Genomic DNA, 20,660 nt, shown 5'->3' on the forward strand with positions numbered 1-20,660 from the left:
AATCCTCATGTATACAATCGGGTCGAAAAGACGCCGCCACGGAGCGAGATAGACAAGCATGGCTGAAACCATTGCCGCACGAATCTGCCGGGTGTTGACCGGCGAGATCATCGACGGACGCCTGCCGCCGGGACAGAAGCTGGAGGAAGTCGCGCTGGCCGAGCGCTTCAAGGCGTCGCGCACGCCCATTCGCGAAGCGCTGCGCGAACTCAATGCACGCGGTCTCATTGAACTCACCCCGCACAAGGGCGGCGTGGTGGCGAGCATCAGCGTCGACGATCTGTCCGACATGCTCGAAGCGATGTGCGAACTCGACGCCCTGTGCTGCCGCCTGAGCGCCCAGCGCATGAGCGCGATGCAAAAGAAGCAGCTCGAGATGATTCACATGCAGAGCAAGCAGTGCATGGATGCGGGCGACGAAGCCGGCTATCTCGCGCTCAACCGCGAGTTCCATCAGTTGCTGAGCGCGGGCACGCAGAACAAGACGTTGATGGCGCTGATCGACAGTCATCGCGAACGTCTGGCACCCTTCCGCGCGGCGCAATCCGATGTCGAAGAACGCTTCGCCGTGTCGTTCGACGAGCACGAGCGCGTCGTCGAGGCCGTGCTCGCGGCCGACGCCGAAGCCGCTTATAACGCCATGCGCAGCCACACCGCACGGCTGAGCATTCATGTGCTCGAACGCCTGCAACACAGCCGCAAGCTGACGTAAGCGCCTCCCCCGCTCGTCTGTTCAGGTCGGCCCCCTTCACGCGGCCGACCGATACCTTCCTGACGGTGACGCCCCCCATGCACGCATGGGTCTTTCTGGGTGCATTGCTCCAATTTCCCGATTGGTATGGCCGTGCCCGTCCGCGCAACGCGAGTCGCCACGCCGCTTTGCGCGCGGCCGTCACTCATAAAGCGCAGCCCTCGCGAGGTTGAATCTTGCCACCGCCGTTTCTAGGCTCCATCGGTGAAGCGCATTCCCGCGTTTCACGCGCGGCCGGCAGGCCGCTGGCTTCGAGACCGCCACCGTCCGATGGACGGCATCCAATGCAGCCTTTCGTGGAGAAACACATGTCGCAAATCACCGATGTGCTGGTCAGCATCGACACCAAGACGATCGTCGACCGGTACGGCAAGAACTCCAGCATGGCGAATCCCCCGCTCATCGACTTCAAGCACGTCTTCATGATCGTGGCGCAGGGTAATGTGGTGAGTGGGCAGGCGGGCGGCGAGCTGGACGTTGCGGCGACCGTCGGCGACGTCATCCGGTGGCGCGAATCCTCGCTCTCGCTCGGCTTCGAGCAATCGTGCATCTTCTACAAGTTCATCGGCAATCAGGGCAACGACCTGATCTCCCCGCCCTCTCCACGGGAAGCCGAGGTCACGATCCCCGTGCCGAATCCGCCCGACCCGACTCATCCGAAAAAGCAGACGTGCTCGAACTACTTCTGGTCGTGCGAAACGCTCAAGACCGGCCGCGTCACCTACCACTTCCAGTTCATGATCCTCGATCGCAGCGGCAATCTGTGCGGCTGCTACCAGTGGGATCCGTTCATCACCATTCGCAATCACTGACGAACGCCGCGCCGCGATCCACGACGCGCCAGCCCGGGCGCCCGATCGCGGCCACCTCGACCCACGGCAAGGAATCCTCATGTCCGACGCAAACGCCTCCGACGGCAATGGCGACCGCCGTGCGATCGCCGATGTTCTGCTTGTCATCGATACCGTGACGCTGCTCGACCGGCACCCCGACGCGGTCGACGCGCCCGTGAGCGTTGACGCCGACTGTTGCTATGGACTGGCCGCGGATAGCGCTGCGCTTACCGGTGTCAATGCCGCGCAATGGCCTGTCGACGTTCGCACCGGCGACAGGTTGCGGCTGCGCTGGACGCCACTCGCCATGCGAGGCGAACATGCCGTGATGCTCCAGCTCTGCCTTGACGACGAGATAACGCTCAGCGGCTTGCGGTTGCATTGGCATGAGCACGCCACGCGCTACGCGCCGCAGTCGAGTTCGCCGCAGATCGCCGTCGCGCGCGACGCCCCGGATGCCTTTTGGCAAGCCGATGTCGTGGGCAGCGGCACGGCAGCGCTGGCGATCGAGGCCATCGTCACGGACCGCGATGCCAATGTGCTCGGCCGCTTTCGCTGGCCAATGCGCGTGGTTGTGCCCTAAGCGTCTGTGATTCATTCAAAAAACGAATGCCACGCATTTTGATATTTAATTTGTCGATGGATGGCCGGTTCGCTATCTTGTGCATCTTTCCCGATGGTTTCGCCCCCACGAAACTCCGCGATCAGAACGACACAGGAGCCATCAATCATGTCGAAGACCACGTATTTCGCGCCGCAGGGCGGGCATCCGGGCCAAACGGAACTGCTCACCGACCGCGCCATGTTCACCGAAGCGTACGCCGTCATTCCCAAGGGCGTGATGCGCGACATCGTCACGAGCCATCTGCCGTTCTGGGACAACACGCGCCTGTGGGTGCTGGCCCGTCCGCTCTCGGGCTTCGCCGAGACGTTTGCGCAATACATCATGGAAGTCGGTGCGGGGGGCGGCAGCGACCAACCCGAGCAGGATGAAAACGCCGAGGGCGTGCTGTTCGTCGTCGAAGGGGAAATCACGGTGACGATCCAGGGCAAGGCGAACCGCCTCACCCCGGGCGGCTACGCGTTCCTGCCGCCGGCGACCGACTGGCAAGTGCGCAACCACAGCCAGGGCACCGCCCGCTTCCATTGGATTCGCAAGCACTATCAAGCCGTGGCAGGTTTTCTGGCCCCTGAGCCGTTCGTGAAGAACGAGCAGGACGTCGAGCCGATTCCGATGCCAGGCACCGACGGCCGATGGGTGACGACGCGCTTCGTCGACATCCAGGACATGCGCCACGACATGCATGTGAACATCGTGACGTTCCAGCCCGGCGGCGTGATCCCGTTCGCGGAAACCCACGTCATGGAACACGGCCTGTACGTGCTCGAAGGCAAGGCCGTTTATCGCCTGAATCAGGATTGGGTGGAAGTCGAAGCCGGTGACTTCATGTGGCTGCGCGCCTTCTGCCCGCAGGCGTGCTATGCCGGTGGCCCCGGCCCGTTCCGCTACCTGCTGTACAAGGACGTCAACCGCCACATGAACCTGACGCTGGGCGCACAGCCGAAGTAAGCGTCGAGACAAGCACGGAAACAAGCGCTGAAACAGGTGCCGGAGCAAGCGCCGAAGTCAGTGTCTGCGTTGCGCTGCGCGCCCCTTGGCGCGCATCCCCGCACGCATTCCCCGCGCACGTCGCTCACGTCGGCGCGCGCGGCTTCGTCGCGAGCATTCCGACGAGCACTTTGGCGAGCGCCATTACCATGGCGTCCGCCGTCGGTCGGTGAAAGATCGCCAGCTCGAAGGCGTCGATGACCGGTAGCCCCTGCGCGCGGCCAAGCACCGCATGCCGCGGCAGCACGGCGCGCGGCGGCACCAGACTGATTCCCATCCCGTCAGCCACCGCCCCCTGAATGCCGGTCAGGCTGGAACTGGTGAAACTGATCCGCCAGTCGCGTCCCATCGCCTCAAGCGCCTGAATCATGTCGTCGCGATACAACCCGCGCGCAGGAAACGTCACGAGCGGCACCGGATCGCATCCGAACGACGGATGCGCCGCGCTGTCGATCCACGCCAGTTTCTCGGGGCGGCTCGCCACCGATTCGCGACTGCCGCGACGCTGCTTGACCAGCACGAGATCGAGTTCGCCGCGATCATAGCTCGCGAACAAATCGCGGCTCAGGCCACTCGTGACTTCGAGCTTGACCTGCGGATACTGCCGATTGAAACGCGCGAGCACCTGCGTCGTGGCGCCGGTCGCGAAATCCTCCGGCACGCCCAGCCGCACCGTCACGACCACGGCCCCGGAGAGCGCCTCGAACATCTGGTCGTTGAGCGCGAGCATCTGACGCGCATGACCGAGCAACCGCTCGCCCGCGTCGGTGGCATGGACGTCGCGATTGCCGCGTTCGAGCAACTTGTGCCCGACCAGGTCTTCGAGACGCCGCACCTTTTGGCTCACGGTGGATTGCGTCGAATGCAGACGCGCGGCCGCTGCCGTGAAGCTGCCGCAATCCGCCACCGTGATGATCGAGCGCAGCAGATCCAGATCGAAGAGCGGGCGATTCGATTTTGCACTGCCAGCCATGTGAAGTATTTACGTTGTCGATGGATGGCAGCACTTGTATCACGCGCAACAACCGAGCGTCAAAGCCCCAGTGCCCGACCATCGCTGCGAGGATCGTGGGCGCCGCTCATCTGCCCGTGGGCACCGATGCGAATCGCACCGGGATGGCCCGCCAACTGACTCTGCGGCGGCAGCTCGCTCATCTCGTGCCCACGCGCGGCCAGCGCCGCGAACACATCGGCACCGGCATCCTGTTCGAGCTTGAGGGCATCGCGGCTGTCGGAGAAGGTCTTGCCGAGCAGGAAGCGCGGCCGTCCCAGCGCGGTAAGCGGATCCATCTCGTAATCGATCAGGCGGGTGAGCACCGCGGCCAGCGTCTGCGGTTGCCCGTCGGCACCCTGTGTACCGTAAAGCAGTTGCGGGCGCCCCTGCTTCAGATACATGCCCGGATTGAGCGTATGGAACGGGCGCTTGCCACCGTGCAGCACGTTCGGACTCCTTGCGTCGAGACTGAACGACGCGCCCCGGTTGTGCCACAGCACCCCCGTGTCGCCCAGCACCACACCGCTGCCCCAATCGAAGTAGACCGTCTGCAGCATGCTCACGCAGTTGCCCTGACTGTCCGCTGCGCCGATGTACACCGTGTCGCCAGTCTTGAACACATGCGGCCACGGCATGGCGCGATCCATGCGAATGCTGCGGGCATGCGCGTCAAGGTGGGCGCTCGCCAGCAGGCGATCGACCGGCACATCGACGAAATCGGGGTCGGCTACATAGCGATTGCGGTCGATGAATGCGCGCTTCACCGCCTCGACCAGCACGTGGTAGTAGTCGGCGCTGCCCTCGGGCATCGACTTCAGATCGAAGCGATCGAGAATGCCCATGATCTCCAGCGTTGTCACGCCCTGCGTCGGCGGACGCAGCCCGAGCAGCTCGCCGTCACGATAGGCCACGCGCAGCGGCACTTCCTCGCGCGCCTGCGCCCGTGACAGGTCGCCGGCGCGCAGCGGCGAGCCGGCCTGCTTGAGGCCTGCCGCGATGCGCCCGGCCAGATCGCCTTCGTAGAACTCGCGCCCGCCATGGGTGGCAATGCGATCGAGACTGCGCGCCAGTGCCGGCTGATGAAAGCGCTCGCCCGCCTGCGGAATGCGGCCGTTCGGCATGAAGACCGAGGCGAAGCCTTCCCAACCCTGCAATTCGTCCGCGCGCAATGTTTGCCAGAAGTGTTGCGACGGGGTGACCGGGAAGCCGTTTGCCGCATATTCGGTGGCGCGTGAGAACAGCGACGACCACGCCTGTTGTCCCCCCCATTGCTGGCGACTGAGGTCGAATGCCTTGTCCCAGATCGCCACGGTCGCGGCCGTGGTCAGCGCCGCCCCCGGACCGCGCACGGGGATGGCGCCGCGGTAGGCCGGCACGTGTGCGGCGGCTTGTCCGATGCCCGAGAGCGTACGCACGTTGCCTTCGCGGTCGCTGATCACCATGAAGGCGTCGCCGCCCAGACCGGTGAAGTGAGGATACGTCACGCTCAGCACCGCGCCGATGGCAATCGCGGCTTCAATGGCGTTGCCGCCCGCGCGAAGCACTTCGAGTCCCGCCTCGCTGGCCAGCGCGTGCGGGCTGGTGACCATCCCACGTGTCGATTGCGCAAGACGCGGGCCGGCGTCGGCTCGCGCGTCGCTGTGGGCGGCTTGGGCGGCGTCGGCCGCCGGCGCGGGCAGCACCGCGCTACCGGCCAATGCGGCCGTGCCCCACAGGAATTTTCGCCGCGTGGTGCTGCCGGCGGTGTCGCCAGTCGCGACCGGAGGTGTCGTGGTCAGCCCATCGGCCATGTCTTGTGCGAACGTCATGCCGTCTCCCCAAACAATGTCATTGGAAGACGAAGCGCGCCCGACACCGGCAGACGCTTCGCCCCGATCCCATCCGTGCGTCGAGCCGGAACCGGCTCGCACCGTGCCGCCGCCGCCCCGGCTTGATGTGCGAAGCGGGCAGGCTTGCGTCAGACTTCGGCCTTCCATCCCTTCCAGCGGCGCTGATGCGTCGCTTCCGGGGCCGAGAAGCGTTCCTTCACCCAGGCGTAGACCGGGCCGAGGGCGTTCATGGCGACGGCTGCCCCCAGTGCCGCCAACGGATCCTGCGCCACCGGGCCGAAACCGCCGAACAGCGTGGCGAAGTAAGTCGCGAACCCGAAGAACATGCCCGGAATGAAGTTCAGTGCCGGGAACACGCGGGCCAGCGCCATCATCGAACCGTTGCCGACGAACAGGACCACCATCTCCGCCAGCACGAGCGTGTTGCCACTGAACTGGCTTCCCGCTTGCTTGAACCCCAGCACGATGAGGCATGCGAAGCACGCGCCCACCGGCAGCGTCGCCCAGATCCGTTTGAGGTTCACCAACGTGGGCCCCCCCATGGCAAAGGTGGCGGCCCAACTGATAAAGATCGCCCAGGGCGGCAAATGCAGCGGCAGCATCGCGATCGGGATGGTGGTCACGGCCAGTAACGAGGCAACGACTTCCGCAGGCAGCTTCTTCATGAGTGTCTCCTTGAGTGTGATGAGAACTGCATTACGCGCAACAACAGGAATGCCGGTGAATCTCGCAGTGATGCTGCGTCACGACCGTGATCCGGCCGCGTTTGACCACCCACAGGCGTGGCGGGATGTCGAGCAGCGCATCGGCCACCTTGAACGTGTCGAGAATGATGAGATCGGCTTGTTTGCCCACGGCGATGCCGTAGTCGTGCGAGAGTCCGATGGCGCGCGCGGCGTTATGCGTGCCCATGTCCAGAATCGCCTGCTGGTGCTCCGGCACGCCGAATTGCGCCACGTGCGCGAGCAGATTGCCGATCTGCAACATGTCGGCCTTGCCGAACGGCGTGAAGGCGTTGCGCACGTTGTTGGACGAATACGCCACGTTGACCCCTGCGGCATGCAACGCCTTCACGGGCGTGAGACCGCGCCGCGGGTTCTGTACGTCCTTGCGCCCGCCCAGGTAGAGATCGGTTGCGGGCAGCGTGACGATGCTGATGCCGGCAAGACGGATCTGTTCGATCACGGGCGCGAGTTCGTCGTTGTCGAGCGCACCCAGGCTTGTGACGTGCCCCAAAGAGACCCGGCCCTGATAGCCGGTGTCGATCGTGCGTTGCGCGATGTACGAGATGGCCGCGAAACGCTGATCGCTGGTGTCGTCGGCAAAGTCCGCATGCATGTCGATGGGCGCGTCGAAGCGCTGCGCCAGCTCGAACACGATGTCGATGTGGCGCTTGGTGTCTTCCCAGTTCAGCTCGTTGTAGGGGCATCCGCCGACCACATCCGCCCCCATGCGCAGCGCGTCGATCATCAGCTCGTAGGTGCCCGCCGACTTGAGAATGCCCTCCTGCGGGAACGCCACGATCTGCAGATCGAGCAAGCTCTGGTATTCGTCCTTGAGCGTGAGCAGCGTCTCGACGCCGATCAGCCCTTGAATCAGATCGACGTCCGGATGGGCGCGAACGGCGACGGTGCCGTTCTTGATCGCCATGTCGAGCACCTGACGCGAGCGATCGAGTACGTCCTCGCGCTCCTGCCGGCTCTTGAGAATGCCGGTCACGCGGATGGCCTCGTCGAGCGTGCCGAAGCGTGCGGGCAGACGGCGATGCAGCAGTGCCTTGTCCAGGTGCAGGTGCGCCTCGATAAGCCCGGGAATCGCCGCGCGGCCTTGCGCGTCGATCTCCTCGGTCGCGCTGGCGTCGATGTCGGGCTCCATCGCAGCGATGCGTCCGTCTTTGATGGCGATGTCCACGAGCGGCGCATCGTCGCGCACGCACACGTGTTTGATCAGCAGGTCCACATGCATGGTGCGGTCTCCTTACGTCTCAGGGTTGAATGAAATGCTGGCAAGCGCCGGCCGGGTGGCAGTGAGTCGGTGCCCCGCCTTCGGGGCTTGAAGCAAGATTAGGGGAGTGCCCGCGGGCGGGGCATCGGGATTTGCTGGTTTTCGCCTAAGAATTTCCCTAGACGCAGTGCAGCAAGCGAAACCGAGGGGGGACGCGTGCGGACGATGATCGCGTCGGGAATGTCGGGCGCGTTGGGGGCGTGGGTCGCGTGTGGGATCAGGCGTCGGTGCCGGCGACGATCAAGCCGTGTTCGATGGCGTAGAGCACGAGTCCCGCCGTCGACGGAATGTCCATCTTGGTGAGGATATTGGCCTTGTGCGTACTCACGGTCTTGGCCGAGAGCGACAGGCAGCGTGCGATCTCGTTGATGCCATGGCCCTCGACCAGCATCTGGAAGATCTGGAATTCGCGGGCCGTCAGCCCGGTGTGCGGCAACGCCTCGGCCGGTAGCCGCAACTGGCGCACGAGCTTGTCCGCGACCAGGGGCGAGACCACCGTGCCGCCGCGCGCCACGCGCCGGATGGCGCTCATCAACTGTTCCGACTCGGCGTTCTTGGTGAGGTAGCCGGCGGCCCCGGCGCGAATGGCCTGCACCGCGTATTGCGATTCGCGGTACATGCTCAGCACGAGTATGGGGAGCGCCGGATACGTTGCCTTGATCTGCGCGATGAGCGCGATGCCGCTCTTGCCGGGCATCGACATATCGAGCAGCAGCACGTCCACGGTCGTCAGGCGAAGCCGGTTGAGGACATCCGCGCCGTCCACGGCTTCCGACACCACGCACATGTCGGGTGCCATCGAGATGATCTTTTTCAGCCCATCGCGAATGATCGCGTGGTCGTCGGCAATCATGACTCGCATCACCACTCCCTCTCGTTCGTTACGTTCATTAGGTCCGTGAGGTTCGATGGGGTCGCCGGGCTCGTTGCGTTCATCGCGTTGGCGGCATCATCGTCGGTCAACCCTGCCGCAGGTGCGCGCGCAGGAATTCTCACCCGCACGCGCGTTCCCTGTCCCGGGGCGCTTTCGATCTCGAACGCGCCGCCCAGCATCAGCGCGCGTTCGCGCATGCCCATCAGACCGAGGCGCTGACCGTCCCCGGCCCGTGTAGTGTCCATGCCCCGGCCATCGTCCGCAATGCTCACGTAACAAACGCCGTCGCGCAGTTCGAGCGCCACACGCACCTGCGACGGCTGACCATGTCGGCTGGCATTCGTGAGCGACTCCTGCACGATACGGAAGATCGCCGTGCTGCATTCGCTGTCGAGACGCGTGGTCACGGCTTCCGGCATGTCCAGTTCGCACCGCAACCCATGCCGTTGCGCGAACGATTCGGTCAGCCACTCCAGCGCCGCGTGCAGGCCCAGCTCGTCGAGCACCGCGGGCCGAAGGTCGGCCGCAATGCGATGCACCGCGTCGATGGTCTCGTCGACCAGGTCCTTGAGCATCTGGATGTGGGCGGACTGATCGGCTGGCGAAGTACCGGGTTGCGTGTCCAGGTAGCTCAGGCCCAGGCGAAGCCCCCCCAGCCATTGCCCGAGTTCGTCGTGAAGTTCGCGCGAGAGGCGCGTGCGTTCGGCTTCTCGCACCGTTTGCAGATAAGCGGAGAGCTGACGCAGTTGCGCGCGCGAGTCGAGCAATGCCGTTTCGGAGCGCTTGCGGTCGGTGATATCGCGCGAGATGCCAACGGTGCCCACGATATGGCCGGCCGCATCGCGAACCGGCATCTTGACGGTATCGAACCAGCGTGGCGTGCCATCGCCCCCCGGCCGGCTCTCTTCGTAGCGACGACGCTCGCCACTCGCGACGACCGCTTTGTCGGTGGCGAGATAGACCTTCCCCCATTCGGAAGACCAGACCTTGTCGGGCGTGTTGCCGATGATCTCGGCCTCCGTGCGGCCGCAAGCCACCAGGAAAGCGTCGTTGACAAGGATGTAGCGCGACTCGGTGTCCTTGAGCCAGGCTTGGTCCGGAATGTTGTTCAGAATCGCCCGGTGCAGCTCTCCATGCGTCTCCACTTCGTCTCCTTGGCTGGCATCGGACTGCCGCAGCGGCGCGGCGACGTCACGCGCTCACGAACGGGGCGCTCGCCCCATCGACAGCACGCCGTGACGTCGGTGCCGGTCCGCCCCCAATATAGCCAGACCGGCGCCTGGGCGCGCCTCTAGTTTTCCCGCATATCGCCATGCTGCGGGGCTGACGCAGGCCCGACAACTCACGCCTCATAACCCCGGAACAGCCCGCACAGCCGGAACACATCTTCCGTGAATGGCGTGCCCTTGACCTTGCAATAGCGGCTCGCCAGCTTCATCAGTTCCTTGATGTCGCGTCCGCTCGCGTTCGGGTAACGGCTCGCGAGCGACTCGATCAGGGCTTCGTCGAGCGGCGCGCCGACCTGATCGGCCTGCATGCGCCAGAGCCGGCGCGCATGCGACGGCGATGGTGTCTCGTAATGGATCGTGGCGATGCAGCGGGACAAAATGGCGTCGTCGACGTCGCCGCTCCGGTTGGTCGTCATGAACAACAGACCATGGAAGTACTCCAGCGAACGCAGGAACTCCGCGACGATGGCATTGTGCTCAAGGTCGTTATCGCGTCGGCGGATGTACACGTCGGCCTCATCGAGCAGCAGGATGGCATTCCAGCGCATGGCCCGACGCAAAATACTCATGAGCGTGGCCCCCACCGACGCCGCCGTCGTCCCCAGTTGCCCCGAATGCACACGGTAAAGCGGCTTGCCGACAACTTCGGAGTAGATCTCCGCCGTGAGGGTCTTGCCGAGTCCCGGGGCACCCTGGCAAAGGATGGTCGCACCGCCCGATTTGCCCGGCACGAAGTCCGGCATCATCACATCCATGTTCGATGTCAGGATGTCGATCAGGTCGTGATGATGCGCCGGCAGCACGAGCTTGTCGCGCAGCCCCGGCTGATATTCATACTCGGTCATGTTCTGCACGTGCACCCAGAGGTTGCGGTGCCAGTCCAGGTGGAACACGTGCACATAGCAATGCAGCGGAATGGTCTCGAACCCTTGCGCCACCTCGGCGTTGCGCCAGAAGTCCGCATCGCACGCCATCTCGAAATTGCGCTCCAGGCGCTCTTCGTCGTTCACGCACTTCGCTGCTGCGCCGTCCACCACGCGAATCAACTCGGTCGCGCCCTTTGCATCGACGGAAAACGCCGCGCGGCGCAGTACGAATTGCGCGCCGAAGGCACGTTGCACGCGCAGGAACCGCTGCGCATGCTGTTCGTATTCGCGCTTGAACTCGGCGCACTCCTTGTAGAAGCCGAACTCGGCGAGCAGCTCGGGAATGGTGCGATTGGCGATGTCGTCGCGCGTGAAAACGAGCGACGTGGTCATACCCGAGCGGCGCAGGCGATGCTCCGTCAGATTGGAATTGGCCGACTGCATCGTGTTCGCCAGCATGTCCATGACGACATAAGGCGATCCCTGCTCCGGCTCCACGTAGCGCAAGCGGCGCACGAGCCACGGCAGCAACGCGCCGTCACGGTGACGTTGATACAACCAGCCGTCGATGACGTCGCGGGCGAGATAGGCGACGAGGCCTGGCACCAGCTTGTCCAGACTTGGGATCACTCGCGCCTGCGGGGCATTGAAGACGTTGTCGAGCGCGAGCATCTGGAACATCAGCGCCCGTTCGTTCTGCGTCTTGCACAGCACGTAGAGCGTATTGAGCGACTTGGCGTCGAACCAGTGGCTCGACACTCGCAGGTTGCCGCGACACACGCCGTAGGCCGTCAACTGTTTGCCCAGCGTTGAATCGGTGCCGATCAGTTGCAGCAGCGGATGAATCAATGACTCGGGAATTTCGAAATCCATGAACGGCACTCCCCGTAAGGCGTATGGCCCGTGCGTACGTTGCCCCGTGGCAAGGCGCGTGTCAGGCGAGGAAGAAGTCGATGGCACGCGCCACGACGTCCGGCTCGATGATGTGCCGGCCGTCGAATTCAACGAACTGCACGTCGTAGCCCGCCGCCGCGAGCTTGCTGGCGTTTTGGCGGCCGCTTGTCTCAATGGGCAGTTGTTCGTCGGCGCGTCCGTGCGCGATGAAGACGCGGGGCTGCCCTTCCTGAACGAAGATGGACATGAAGCCGCCCGAGAATGCGATCACGTGGGTCGCGATGTCGCCGTTCGTCACCCCGATGGACAAGGCGTAACTCGCCCCGTCGGAAAAGCCCGCGAACGCCACACGCCTTGTGTCGATGCGATACCGGCTGGCGACCTCGCGCAGCCCCGACTGAAGACGCTCGAGATCGGGGCCGTTGCCGCCGATCACGATGTCCCACGTCGGAAAGGTCGAATGCGGTGCGAGCACGAGAAACTTGTGATGCTGCGCATGCGCCTCGATGAACGGCAACACCTTCTCCGGAAAACCACCGGCGCCATGAAACATCACAAACAGCGGAACGGCGGTGTCCGTGGGGAGATCGGGCGGCACGTAAAGCACTGCGTCGCGCAGCTCACTCAACCCAAGCGAGTGACGTCCGGGAGGCCAGTGGGACGGCAAGGCCGCGCAGGATGACGTTTGCGCAGGCACCGCTGCGCAAACGTCGGGAGAGGCGGACGTCAGGACGTCCGGTGACATCCGTCCGAACAACGAAGGGGCGAACATGGCGAGGAGATTGTCTCGTGATCGTTGATGTTATTGATATATTGTATATCAACAAAGATCTCCGCCGACATCCGATATGCCTTTGGACAGCCACCTTATTCGGCCATATAGGCAGCCAATCCCGCCACGAGCGCGTCGAAGGTCACTTTGCAGCGCGGACTTTGACGCAAGTCTTCGTGCATCGTGACCCACGTTTGCAGTGAGAAGCGAAAGGCATCGGGCAGCACGCGCACGAGCCGGGCATCTTGTTGCGCCAGCGGCACCTGACACGCACCGATGCCGTAGCCAGCCCGGATCATGGCCAATTGCGCCAGGTCGCTGTCGGCGCGAAACGCAAAGCTATCGCGTGCCCACACGGGCATGCCCCGTGTGGCCTCACGGATGAACGGCGTCATCTGATCGAAGCCGATCATCGTGTGATGCGCGAGATCGGCCAGCGACGTCGGCACGCCGTAGTGCGCCAGGTAATCGTCGCGCGCATGCAAGCCGACGTCGATGTTTCCGACGCGACGCGCCATCAGCGCGTCCTGCTGTGGCGGCGCCATTCGCACGGCAATATCGACCTCGCGATGCAGCAGATCCTGAATGCGGTTAGTCGGTACCAGTTCGATGACGAGGTGCGGGTGCGCGCGTCGCAGCGCGCTCAGGATCGGTGGCAGCACCTCCACGCCCACGACCTCGCTCGCCGAGAGGCGCACGACGCCGTTCGCCCCCTCCCCTTTGCTTGCCGCCGCCCGCTCGAAGGCCTGCGCGGTGTGTTGCATCGCCTGCGCATGGGGCCGTAGCGATGCCGCCGCATCGGTGGGCAGCAAGCCGGTCTGCGAACGCGTGAAGAGCGTTTGCCCCAGCACCGCCTCCAGCGAGGCGATATGACGGCCGACCGTCGGCTGCGTAATGCCCAACGCACGCGCCGCGCCGGAGAGCGAGCCCTCGGTCAGCACAGCGAGAAACGTCCGGCAGAGATCCCAGTTCAGTGGCGTCATCATACAAAAATGTATAGCTGGTAGATGGTTTTAGGTAATTTTAATTGAATTGCCTCGCGCGGAAAATGGCGTCACCGACAACATTCAAGGAGCGGCATCATGCACTACGGGTCCCCACACAAAGTCTCTCGCGCGCTGGTCCTCGGGGCGACCGGTGGCATCGGCGGCGAAGTCGCGCGTCAGTTGCTCGCCGCCGGCTGGCATGTGCGCGCGTTGCGTCGCGGCGGTGCGCCGCGTGCCGCTGCATCGTCCGCCGGCATCGAGTGGCTCGACGGCGACGCCATGCAGACCGGCGACGTCCTCACGGCGGCACGCGACTGCGAGGTGATCGTGCATGCCGTCAACCCGCCCGGCTATCGCCACTGGGACACGCAAGTGTTGCCGATGCTCGACAACACGCTTGCGGCCGCCACGATGCATGGCGCCACCATTGTCCTGCCGGGCACGGTCTACAACTACGGCCCCGAGACATTCCCGGTCCTGCGCGATGACGCCGCGCAGCGGCCGCGCACACGCAAGGGCCGCATCCGCGCGACGATGGAAGCTCGTCTGCGCGACGCGAGCCAGCACGGCGTGCAGACGATCATCGTGCGCGCCGGAGATTTTTTCGGTGCGCAATCACGCAATAGCTGGTTTGGACAAGGGCTGGTGAAGCCGGGTCGGATCGCGCGCGTCGTCCAGGTGCCCAACGCACGCGGCGTGGGTCATCAATGGTCCTATCTGCCCGACGTGGGCCGCGCCATGGTCATGCTCATCGAGCGTCGTCGTACGCTCGACGCCTTCGCCACCTTCCATATGGCCGGACATTGGGACGCCGACGGTACCCAGATGGCGGCCGCGATCACTCGCGTCATGGCGCGACACGGTGTCGACGTCAAACGCCGTCGATTCCCGTGGTGGCTCGTGTGGATGGCATCGCCCTTCGTCACGACCCTTCGCGAGCTGCGTGAAATGCGCTACCTGTGGCAGCAGCCGGTGCGCATGGATAACACGCGACTCGTGGCGACGCTCGGGCACGAGCCGCACACGCCGCTGGACGTCGCGCTGAGCGCTACGCTGGAGGGACTCGGATGTTTGCCCGGCGGCGCGCCTTCGGACAGCACGCCAGCGGCACGTCCGACCTCCGGGGCGCGGTAACGCGTGTCAAGGTCAAGGCACCGGCAACCGAATGACCGACCGGCAGTCCGAGTAAAGGCGAGCCACGTCGTCGGCGCGCAAGGTCAGCACGGCGCGCTGATTGACGTAGCCCTTGTCGGTGATCTCGCCTTGCTCGAGCGACGGCGGCGCCGCCAGGATCACCGCGCGAGCGGCACGCTGCGAACTGCCCGCGTCCTGTGCCAGTTGTGCGAGCGCGCCTGCCACCCATGCCCGGACATCGTCGTGCAGCGCCATGGCCTTGCCCTCGTGCAGCGCGTCGTCCGATGGCACCTTGGCGCGCATTGCGGGGCTCGGGAAGATCAGCAATCCGATCTCGTCACGGTCGTGCCCCGCGATCACCACATCCGACGCGTACGGTGCCAGCGCACTCACGGCACGCAAACGCAACGCACCGACCGACACCCATGTCCCGCTCGTCAGCTTGAAATCTTCCGAGACGCGACCGTCGAATATCACGCCCGCCCCCGGATCGTCCGGATCGCACAGACGGCCCGCGTCTCCGGTCCGATAGAACCCCTCCTCGTCGAACGCGGCGGCCGTTGCCTCCGGATCGCCCGCATAGCGTCCGAACACCGACGGCCCGCGCACGCGCATCTCCAGCTTGTCGCCACTGGGCACGAACTTGAGTTCATTGCCCGGCACCGGTACGCCAATATTGCCAGCGCCCGGAATCGGGAAATGCACGCTGGTGATCAGTGGCGACGTCTCCGTTGCCCCCCACGCTGACGTGAAGAACGGCAATGTATCGCAATGCCTCGACGCCAGTCGTTCGAACCGCTGCCATACCGCCGGCGGCAGGCTCGCCGCCGCGTAAAACAGCGCTTGAAGGCGACCGAAGAAGCGCGCGGCGAACGCGTCGTCCGCTTCCAGAAACGGCGCGAGCGCCTCGAAGCCCTTGGGCACATTGAAGTGCAGCGTGGGCGACACATCACAAAGATTCTCGACGGAGCGCCCGATCAACTCAGGCACGGGGCGGCCGTCATCGACATAGAACGCACCGCCGTTGCGCAGCACCATATGGAAGTTGTGATTCGCCCCGAACGTATGGCTCCACGGCAGCCAATCGACCACCACCGGTGCCGCCTCGTCGATGAAATGCCAGCATTGCGCGATCATCTGCTGATTCGCGGCGAGCATCCGGTGCGTGTTGACGACGATCTTCGGCTTTCCCGTGGAGCCGGAGGTCAGCAGCAACTTGGCGGTGTCTTCCGAGAGCACCTTGGCAAACGCCGCGTCCAGAGCGGGCGATGCCGCCGTGGCGGCGAGCGTCTCGAACGACAGCCAGTCTGCCCGCTTGCAGTCGGTCGCGACGATCGGACATCGAATGGGCGCACCCGCCAGCGCGCGCGCATAGGCGTCGCCATCTTCCACGTAGACGAGCGCCGGGTCGAGACGCGCCAGGATGCCGTGCAGCTTGCCCATGTCCTTCGCCACGCGCGAATAGGCCGACGACACAACGGCCGTCTGACGCCCCGCCATCATCGCGCCGAGTACCAGCAGTGCGTGGTTGACGCTATTGTCGGACAGGATCACGACCGGTCGATCTCGCGGCACGTCGAGGTCGAGCAACGCCTGCCCGACGCCGCGCGCCATGGTCAGTGCATCGCGATACGTCACCCGACGCCAGCGATCGCCCGCCCCGGGCGCATGCCGCTGCGCGAGGAACACCGCATCGGGGGTGCGTGCGGCCCATTGCACGAGCCAGTCGGCCGGGCTGCGCGCGAATTCGCCCAGCGGAGTCCGTGAGCGAATCACGAAGCTGCCGTCGGCACGCGTCTCGCGCTCGATATCGGGCCGGGCCAAGCGGCGCGCACCGGCCGCGGCGGCGTTCACTCGATCGTCCACTTGCCGCCTTTCACCGTAACGAGCACGCGACCATCTTCGCCATACGCCGAATGGTCCTGTGCATTGACGTTGATCATCCCGTGGGTTGCCGCCAAACCACGGGTCTGCTCAATGGCCGCGACCAAGGCGTCGCGAAACGCCTGCGTGCCGGGTTGCGCCTGCTTGGCCGCCACGGCCACCGCACGGTCGAGCACCAGATAAGCATCGTAGGCATAGCCGGCAAACAGATTGCGCGAACCCGCCCCGTATTGCGCCTCGTAACGCTTGACGAAGTCCACGGCCACGGCGCGCCCGGGGTGGTCCGCGCGCAGTTGCTCGGCCACGAGAATGTTGCCTACCGGCAGAATCACGCCCTCGGCAGACTTGCCTCCGACACGCAGGAAGTCGTTGTTGGCGACGCCGTGCGTCTGGTAGATACGCCCCTTGTAGCCGCGCTCGCGCAACGTGTTCATCGGCAAGGCCCCCGGCGTGCCGCTGGCCGCGACGATCACGGCGTCGACGTTGGCCGACATCACCTTGAGGGCCTGTGCGGTCACCGACTGGTCATTGCGGGCATAGCGCTCGACCGGCGCGACCTGAATCTGCCGTGCAGCCGCGCGTGCCTGAATGTCCTTGAGCCACGCCTCTCCGTAAGAATCGGAAAATCCGATGAAGCCGAGCGTCTTGACGTGGTGCGCTTTCATGTCGTCGAGCACCGCATCGGCCATGACGGCGACCGACTGCGGCAGCGAGAAGACGTAGCGCATCTGGGTCGCACTCGGCACGAACGGGCAAAGCCCCAACTGCGGTGTGCGCGTATCGGCCGCGACCGCCGCCACCGCCAGACACGCCGGCGTCGTCGATGAGCCGATGATGGCGTCGACCTTGTCCTCCGTCGCCATGCGGCGCGCGTTCTTGGTTGCCGTGGTCGGGTCGGTCGCGTCGTCGAGGACGATATAACGCGCGGGCACGCCTCCGAGCGTGGGCGGGAGCATGCCGATGGCCTGCTTCTCCGGAATGCCAAGCGATGCACCAGGCCCCGTGGACGAGAGCGTCACACCGATAGTGACGCCGGGCGGTTGTGCGTCCGCGGGCGGCGCGACGCACAGCGCCGCCGCGCAGAAGGCCATTGCGCCAAGCGCGGCGCGCGAGAATGCGAAACGGTGAGTGAACCTCTTTGCCGCCATGTGACATGTCTCCTTGTCTTTTTGTATTTGGGGCCATGCCCCATGCCACGCCCGCGCCGGAATCAACGCACCGCGAACTCCGGCAGCATTTCGCGATTGCGAGGTAGGCCCATGATGTCGCGGGCTTCGGCCGGTGTCGCCGGCTCGTAACCCATCTCGCGCACGAGCCGCACCACGCGCTCGGTCAGTTGCTGGTTCGTTGCCGGCACCCCCTGTTCGTAATACAGGTTGTCTTCGAGGCCCACGCGGACGTGCCCGCCCAGCAGCAGCGAATTCATGGCCGACGGCAGTTGCGCGGGACCGATGCCGCTCACGCAGAAAATGCTTCCCTTGGGCAGCAGATCAACCATCGACTGCAACACGCGCGGCGTGTATGGCATGGCGTTCTGAAATCCCCGATGCACACCGAGCACCAGGTTCACGAAGAAGGGTTCGTCGTCGAAGCCCGCAGCAGTGAGCGTAGCGAGGTCCTGCACGATGTGGGTCGGGCTGAAAACCTCCCATTCGGGCTTGATACCGCGCTTCTTCATCTCGATGGCGAGATGTTTCGAGCGCTCCGGCGACGTATGCATGAGCAGTTCCCGGCCACCGAAACTCGCGATGATCGTGGTGGCGTCGAGCGTGCACATCTCGGCACCGGCATCCATGCCCTTCAACCGCTCTTCCCAGAGGATTTCCCAGTAGCCATTGTCGGCCTGGCCGATCATGTCGCCGTGCACACCGCCGCCCGTCGAGTTGTTGATCACGATGTCGCATTTGTCGCGAATGCGGCGGTTGATGTCGCGGTAGATGGCCGGGTTGCACGTGGCGCCATCGTCGCCGGGACGGCGCGCATGGATCGCCACGACGCTCGCGCCCGCGTTGTAGCAGTCGTAGACGTCGCGCGCGATCTCGTCGGGCTGCGTGGGCAGGTGGGGATTCTGCGATTTGTACGCCATGCCGCCCGTCGGCGCGATGGTCACGATGACTTTCGGTTTGCTCATGCCAATGTCCTTGCGTCCCGGAGTGCGGGGCGTCGAATGGATAGATCGTTGAAGTTGGGGCGCGGGCGGTGTGTCCGAGGATGCCCGCGCCCGCGTCGACTAAGCCTTGCCCGCGAGAATGCCGAGAATGACCGCATCGCGCTGTGCTTCGAGTTCCGCATTGCCGCGGCCGGCCAGTTCGGCGTCGACGCCGGCGGCGATGCGCGCCTTGAGGTCGTCCGTCAACACCGGCTCGCCGAGATCCGCCCACCACGATTCGATCGGCGGGCCGAGATGCTCCAGCATGTGGGCGATACCGCCCGCACCGCCCGACAACTGCAGGTTCACGAACGGACCGAAGGCCGCCCAGCGCAAGCCCGGACCGTAGGCGATCGCGTCATCGATGTCGGCCACCGAAGCCACGCCGGTGTCGACCAGATGTATCGCCTCCCGCCAAAGCGCCGCCTGCAGCCGATTCGCGATGTGCCCCTTGACCTCCTTCTTCACATGGATTGCACGTTTGCCGATGGCGCGGTAGAACTGCATGGCGGTGTCGATGGCGGCCTGCGACGACCGCTCGCCGCCAATGACTTCGACCAGCGGAATCAGATGCGGCGGATTGAACGGATGCCCAAGCACCACGCGCTCAGGATGCGTGCATACCGACTGCACACGGCTCATCAGCAGTCCCGAAGAACTCGATGCGATGACGACGGACGACGGCAAGGCCGCGTCCATCTTGCGAAAAAGGTCTTGCTTGAGGTCCTCGCGCTCGGGACCGCTCTCCTGCACGAAGTCGGCGCCGGCGAGCGCGGCGTCGAGCGTGTCGTGAAACGTCAGCGCATCGCGCGAGGCACCCGCCGTGAGGCCGATCCGGATCAGCGTGGGCCAATGCGCATCGATTGCCTCACGCAAGCGCGCGCGGGCGCCCGGCGCCGGATCCCAGGCACTCACGCGCAGACCGCGCGCCAGGAAGTAAGCCGCCCAACTGGCACCGATGACACCCGTGCCGATGACGGCGATCTGTTCGATGTTGTCGTATTTCACATTCGTCTCCATAGGGAGGGGGGGTGGAACGACTAACGTGCCGTCCGGCCCAAAAAGCGTTCCATGCGTTCGCGTGCCTCTGGCGTCGCGAGCATCAACGCGCTCGTGACCGACTCGGTAAACAACCCGTCGGCCATGGACATATCGTGAATGCGCGAGAGCGCGTGAATCGTCGCCCAGTTCGACAGTGGGCTATTGGCCGCAGTCTCGTGGGCCAGTTGCGTCGCGAGCGCCAGTCCCTCGCCCGCTTCCGTCAAATAATGCCCCAGACCCAGGCGTTCACCGTCGACGGCATCGTAACGACGGCCCGTGAGCATCATTTCCGTCATGCGGTCCGGCCCGAGAATGCGCGCCACACGTACCGACGCCCCGCCGCCCACGAAGAGGCCGCGCTTGCCCTCGGGCAACTGAAAGAATGCGCTTCGCTCGACGACGCGCACATGCGCGGCAAGGGCCAGTTCCAGCCCCCCGCCGATCACGGCGCCGTGAAGCACCGCGACCACGGGGCGCCCGCTGAATTGGATCTCGTGGAACACCTTGTGCCAGCGTTGCGAAACCCGCAGCACGTCGATGGGGTCCCGCGCACTGTTCTCCGACAGATCCAGCCCGGCGCAGAAGTGCTCTCCCGCGCCGCTCAGCACAACGGCGCGTACGCGGTCGTCGAAATCGCGAAATGCGGCGTCGAGCGAGTCGATGGCAGCATCGTTGAGCGCATTGCGCTTGTCTGCGCGATCCAGCGTCACGAAAGCGATGCCGTCGTCGACGCGCATGCGCAAGTGGGGATAAGTCATCGTCTGCAGTCGCTCCATAAGATGAAAAGTATCTTATAAGATATTTTCCCCTT

General features: G+C 64.8%; 20 protein-coding genes. 5 read left to right on the top strand and 15 right to left on the bottom strand.

Going from position 1 to position 20,660, the window contains the following annotated elements:
* The first annotated feature begins 58 nt into the window (after positions 1 to 58).
* From PSO31014_RS01205 to PSO31014_RS01215, 3 genes are all read left to right on the top strand, one after another.
* Positions 59 to 712, top strand: a complete 654-nt coding sequence (locus PSO31014_RS01205) for a GntR family transcriptional regulator (protein WP_150549932.1) — start codon at positions 59 to 61, stop codon at positions 710 to 712.
* Between the two features lie 347 nt (positions 713 to 1,059).
* On the top strand, positions 1,060 to 1,563 hold the full coding sequence (locus tag PSO31014_RS01210; RefSeq protein WP_150549933.1) for an inclusion body family protein: 504 nt from the start codon (positions 1,060 to 1,062) through the stop codon (positions 1,561 to 1,563).
* 79 nt (positions 1,564 to 1,642) lie between these two features.
* Positions 1,643 to 2,167, top strand: a complete 525-nt coding sequence (locus PSO31014_RS01215) for an AidA/PixA family protein (RefSeq protein WP_150549934.1) — start codon at positions 1,643 to 1,645, stop codon at positions 2,165 to 2,167.
* A gap of 11 nt (positions 2,168 to 2,178) precedes the next feature.
* On the opposite strand, the gene PSO31014_RS22285 is transcribed toward PSO31014_RS01215, so the two are convergent.
* Positions 2,179 to 2,316 (bottom strand): hypothetical protein, encoded by a 138-nt coding sequence (locus PSO31014_RS22285; protein WP_174976333.1) that lies wholly within the window; start codon positions 2,314 to 2,316, stop codon positions 2,179 to 2,181.
* On the opposite strand from PSO31014_RS22285, the gene PSO31014_RS01220 reads away from it, so the two are divergent.
* Positions 2,315 to 3,154, top strand: a complete 840-nt coding sequence (locus tag PSO31014_RS01220) for a bifunctional allantoicase/(S)-ureidoglycine aminohydrolase (protein WP_150549935.1) — start codon at positions 2,315 to 2,317, stop codon at positions 3,152 to 3,154. The genes PSO31014_RS22285 and PSO31014_RS01220 overlap by 2 nt on opposite strands.
* Positions 3,155 to 3,278: 124 nt before the next feature.
* Here the strand turns inward: PSO31014_RS01220 and PSO31014_RS01225 are convergent, their stop codons facing one another.
* From PSO31014_RS01225 to PSO31014_RS01265, 9 genes are all read right to left on the bottom strand, one after another.
* Entirely contained in the window at positions 3,279 to 4,166 is an 888-nt protein-coding gene (locus PSO31014_RS01225; RefSeq protein WP_150549936.1) for a LysR substrate-binding domain-containing protein, read from the bottom strand.
* A gap of 59 nt (positions 4,167 to 4,225) precedes the next feature.
* Entirely contained in the window at positions 4,226 to 5,776 is a 1,551-nt protein-coding gene (locus PSO31014_RS01230; protein ID WP_425494838.1) for a gamma-glutamyltransferase family protein, read from the bottom strand.
* A gap of 368 nt (positions 5,777 to 6,144) precedes the next feature.
* Positions 6,145 to 6,681 carry a DUF1097 domain-containing protein gene (locus PSO31014_RS01235; RefSeq protein WP_150549937.1) on the bottom strand — a complete coding sequence of 179 codons (537 nt, stop codon included), beginning with the start codon at positions 6,679 to 6,681 and terminating at the stop codon, positions 6,145 to 6,147.
* A 31-nt stretch (positions 6,682 to 6,712) separates the two neighbouring features.
* On the bottom strand, positions 6,713 to 7,981 hold the full coding sequence (locus PSO31014_RS01240) for an amidohydrolase family protein (RefSeq protein ID WP_150549938.1): 1,269 nt from the start codon (positions 7,979 to 7,981) through the stop codon (positions 6,713 to 6,715).
* Positions 7,982 to 8,237: 256 nt separating this feature from the next.
* Positions 8,238 to 8,885 (bottom strand): response regulator transcription factor, encoded by a 648-nt coding sequence (locus PSO31014_RS01245; RefSeq protein WP_150550396.1) that lies wholly within the window; start codon positions 8,883 to 8,885, stop codon positions 8,238 to 8,240.
* Entirely contained in the window at positions 8,882 to 10,039 is a 1,158-nt protein-coding gene (locus PSO31014_RS01250; RefSeq protein ID WP_150549939.1) for a sensor histidine kinase, read from the bottom strand. Before PSO31014_RS01250 ends, PSO31014_RS01245 begins: the two co-directional genes overlap by 4 nt.
* A 197-nt stretch (positions 10,040 to 10,236) precedes the next feature.
* On the bottom strand, positions 10,237 to 11,862 hold the full coding sequence (locus PSO31014_RS01255; protein WP_150549940.1) for an AAA family ATPase: 1,626 nt from the start codon (positions 11,860 to 11,862) through the stop codon (positions 10,237 to 10,239).
* Positions 11,863 to 11,923: 61 nt separating this feature from the next.
* Positions 11,924 to 12,655 carry an alpha/beta hydrolase gene (locus PSO31014_RS01260; protein ID WP_150549941.1) on the bottom strand — a complete coding sequence of 244 codons (732 nt, stop codon included), beginning with the start codon at positions 12,653 to 12,655 and terminating at the stop codon, positions 11,924 to 11,926.
* A 95-nt stretch (positions 12,656 to 12,750) separates the two neighbouring features.
* Positions 12,751 to 13,641: a LysR family transcriptional regulator gene (locus PSO31014_RS01265; RefSeq protein ID WP_150549942.1), complete on the bottom strand. Its 891-nt coding sequence runs from the start codon at positions 13,639 to 13,641 to the stop codon at positions 12,751 to 12,753.
* 96 nt (positions 13,642 to 13,737) lie between these two features.
* On the opposite strand from PSO31014_RS01265, the gene PSO31014_RS01270 reads away from it, so the two are divergent.
* Positions 13,738 to 14,775, top strand: coding sequence for an NAD-dependent epimerase/dehydratase family protein (locus PSO31014_RS01270; protein WP_150549943.1), 1,038 nt, complete (start codon positions 13,738 to 13,740; stop codon positions 14,773 to 14,775).
* 12 nt (positions 14,776 to 14,787) lie between these two features.
* Here the strand turns inward: PSO31014_RS01270 and PSO31014_RS01275 are convergent, their stop codons facing one another.
* The 5 genes from PSO31014_RS01275 to PSO31014_RS01295 all read right to left on the bottom strand — a co-directional run bounded on the left by PSO31014_RS01275 (position 14,788) and on the right by PSO31014_RS01295 (position 20,607).
* On the bottom strand, positions 14,788 to 16,641 hold the full coding sequence (locus PSO31014_RS01275; protein WP_150549944.1) for a feruloyl-CoA synthase: 1,854 nt from the start codon (positions 16,639 to 16,641) through the stop codon (positions 14,788 to 14,790).
* Entirely contained in the window at positions 16,626 to 17,807 is a 1,182-nt protein-coding gene (locus tag PSO31014_RS01280; RefSeq protein WP_150549945.1) for an ABC transporter substrate-binding protein, read from the bottom strand. The genes PSO31014_RS01275 and PSO31014_RS01280 overlap by 16 nt, the downstream gene beginning before the upstream one ends.
* 62 nt (positions 17,808 to 17,869) lie before the next feature.
* Positions 17,870 to 18,790 carry a beta-keto acid cleavage family enzyme gene (locus tag PSO31014_RS01285; protein WP_150549946.1) on the bottom strand — a complete coding sequence of 307 codons (921 nt, stop codon included), beginning with the start codon at positions 18,788 to 18,790 and terminating at the stop codon, positions 17,870 to 17,872.
* Between the two features lie 99 nt (positions 18,791 to 18,889).
* The gene (locus PSO31014_RS01290; protein ID WP_174976334.1) at positions 18,890 to 19,828 is read right to left on the bottom strand and encodes a 3-hydroxyacyl-CoA dehydrogenase NAD-binding domain-containing protein; all 939 of its coding nucleotides are present in this window, start codon (positions 19,826 to 19,828) and stop codon (positions 18,890 to 18,892) included.
* 20 nt (positions 19,829 to 19,848) lie between these two features.
* The gene (locus tag PSO31014_RS01295) at positions 19,849 to 20,607 is read right to left on the bottom strand and encodes a crotonase/enoyl-CoA hydratase family protein (RefSeq protein WP_150549948.1); all 759 of its coding nucleotides are present in this window, start codon (positions 20,605 to 20,607) and stop codon (positions 19,849 to 19,851) included.
* Positions 20,608 to 20,660: the final 53 nt, after the last annotated feature.

The sequence above is a fragment of the Pandoraea soli genome (assembly GCF_902459595.1).
Classification (GTDB): domain Bacteria; phylum Pseudomonadota; class Gammaproteobacteria; order Burkholderiales; family Burkholderiaceae; genus Pandoraea; species Pandoraea cepalis.

Excerpts from the sequence above, each read along its gene's own strand:
- PSO31014_RS01260 (WP_150549941.1), bottom strand. The coding sequence starts at position 12,655 with ATGTTCGCCCCTTCGTTGTTCGGACGGATGTCACCGGACGTCCTGACG.
- PSO31014_RS01205 (WP_150549932.1), top strand. The coding sequence starts at position 59 with ATGGCTGAAACCATTGCCGCACGAATCTGCCGGGTGTTGACCGGCGAG.
- PSO31014_RS01230 (WP_425494838.1), bottom strand. The coding sequence starts at position 5,776 with ATGGTCACCAGCCCGCACGCGCTGGCCAGCGAGGCGGGACTCGAAGTG.
- PSO31014_RS01235 (WP_150549937.1), bottom strand. The coding sequence starts at position 6,681 with ATGAAGAAGCTGCCTGCGGAAGTCGTTGCCTCGTTACTGGCCGTGACC.
- PSO31014_RS01240 (WP_150549938.1), bottom strand. The coding sequence starts at position 7,981 with ATGCATGTGGACCTGCTGATCAAACACGTGTGCGTGCGCGACGATGCG.
- PSO31014_RS01215 (WP_150549934.1), top strand. The coding sequence starts at position 1,643 with ATGTCCGACGCAAACGCCTCCGACGGCAATGGCGACCGCCGTGCGATC.
- PSO31014_RS01285 (WP_150549946.1), bottom strand. The coding sequence starts at position 18,790 with ATGAGCAAACCGAAAGTCATCGTGACCATCGCGCCGACGGGCGGCATG.
- PSO31014_RS01225 (WP_150549936.1), bottom strand. The coding sequence starts at position 4,166 with ATGGCTGGCAGTGCAAAATCGAATCGCCCGCTCTTCGATCTGGATCTG.
- PSO31014_RS22285 (WP_174976333.1), bottom strand. The coding sequence starts at position 2,316 with ATGATTGATGGCTCCTGTGTCGTTCTGATCGCGGAGTTTCGTGGGGGC.
- PSO31014_RS01295 (WP_150549948.1), bottom strand. The coding sequence starts at position 20,607 with ATGACTTATCCCCACTTGCGCATGCGCGTCGACGACGGCATCGCTTTC.
- PSO31014_RS01265 (WP_150549942.1), bottom strand. The coding sequence starts at position 13,641 with ATGATGACGCCACTGAACTGGGATCTCTGCCGGACGTTTCTCGCTGTG.
- PSO31014_RS01270 (WP_150549943.1), top strand. The coding sequence starts at position 13,738 with ATGCACTACGGGTCCCCACACAAAGTCTCTCGCGCGCTGGTCCTCGGG.
- PSO31014_RS01210 (WP_150549933.1), top strand. The coding sequence starts at position 1,060 with ATGTCGCAAATCACCGATGTGCTGGTCAGCATCGACACCAAGACGATC.
- PSO31014_RS01255 (WP_150549940.1), bottom strand. The coding sequence starts at position 11,862 with ATGGATTTCGAAATTCCCGAGTCATTGATTCATCCGCTGCTGCAACTG.
- PSO31014_RS01280 (WP_150549945.1), bottom strand. The coding sequence starts at position 17,807 with ATGGCGGCAAAGAGGTTCACTCACCGTTTCGCATTCTCGCGCGCCGCG.
- PSO31014_RS01220 (WP_150549935.1), top strand. The coding sequence starts at position 2,315 with ATGTCGAAGACCACGTATTTCGCGCCGCAGGGCGGGCATCCGGGCCAA.
- PSO31014_RS01290 (WP_174976334.1), bottom strand. The coding sequence starts at position 19,828 with ATGGAGACGAATGTGAAATACGACAACATCGAACAGATCGCCGTCATC.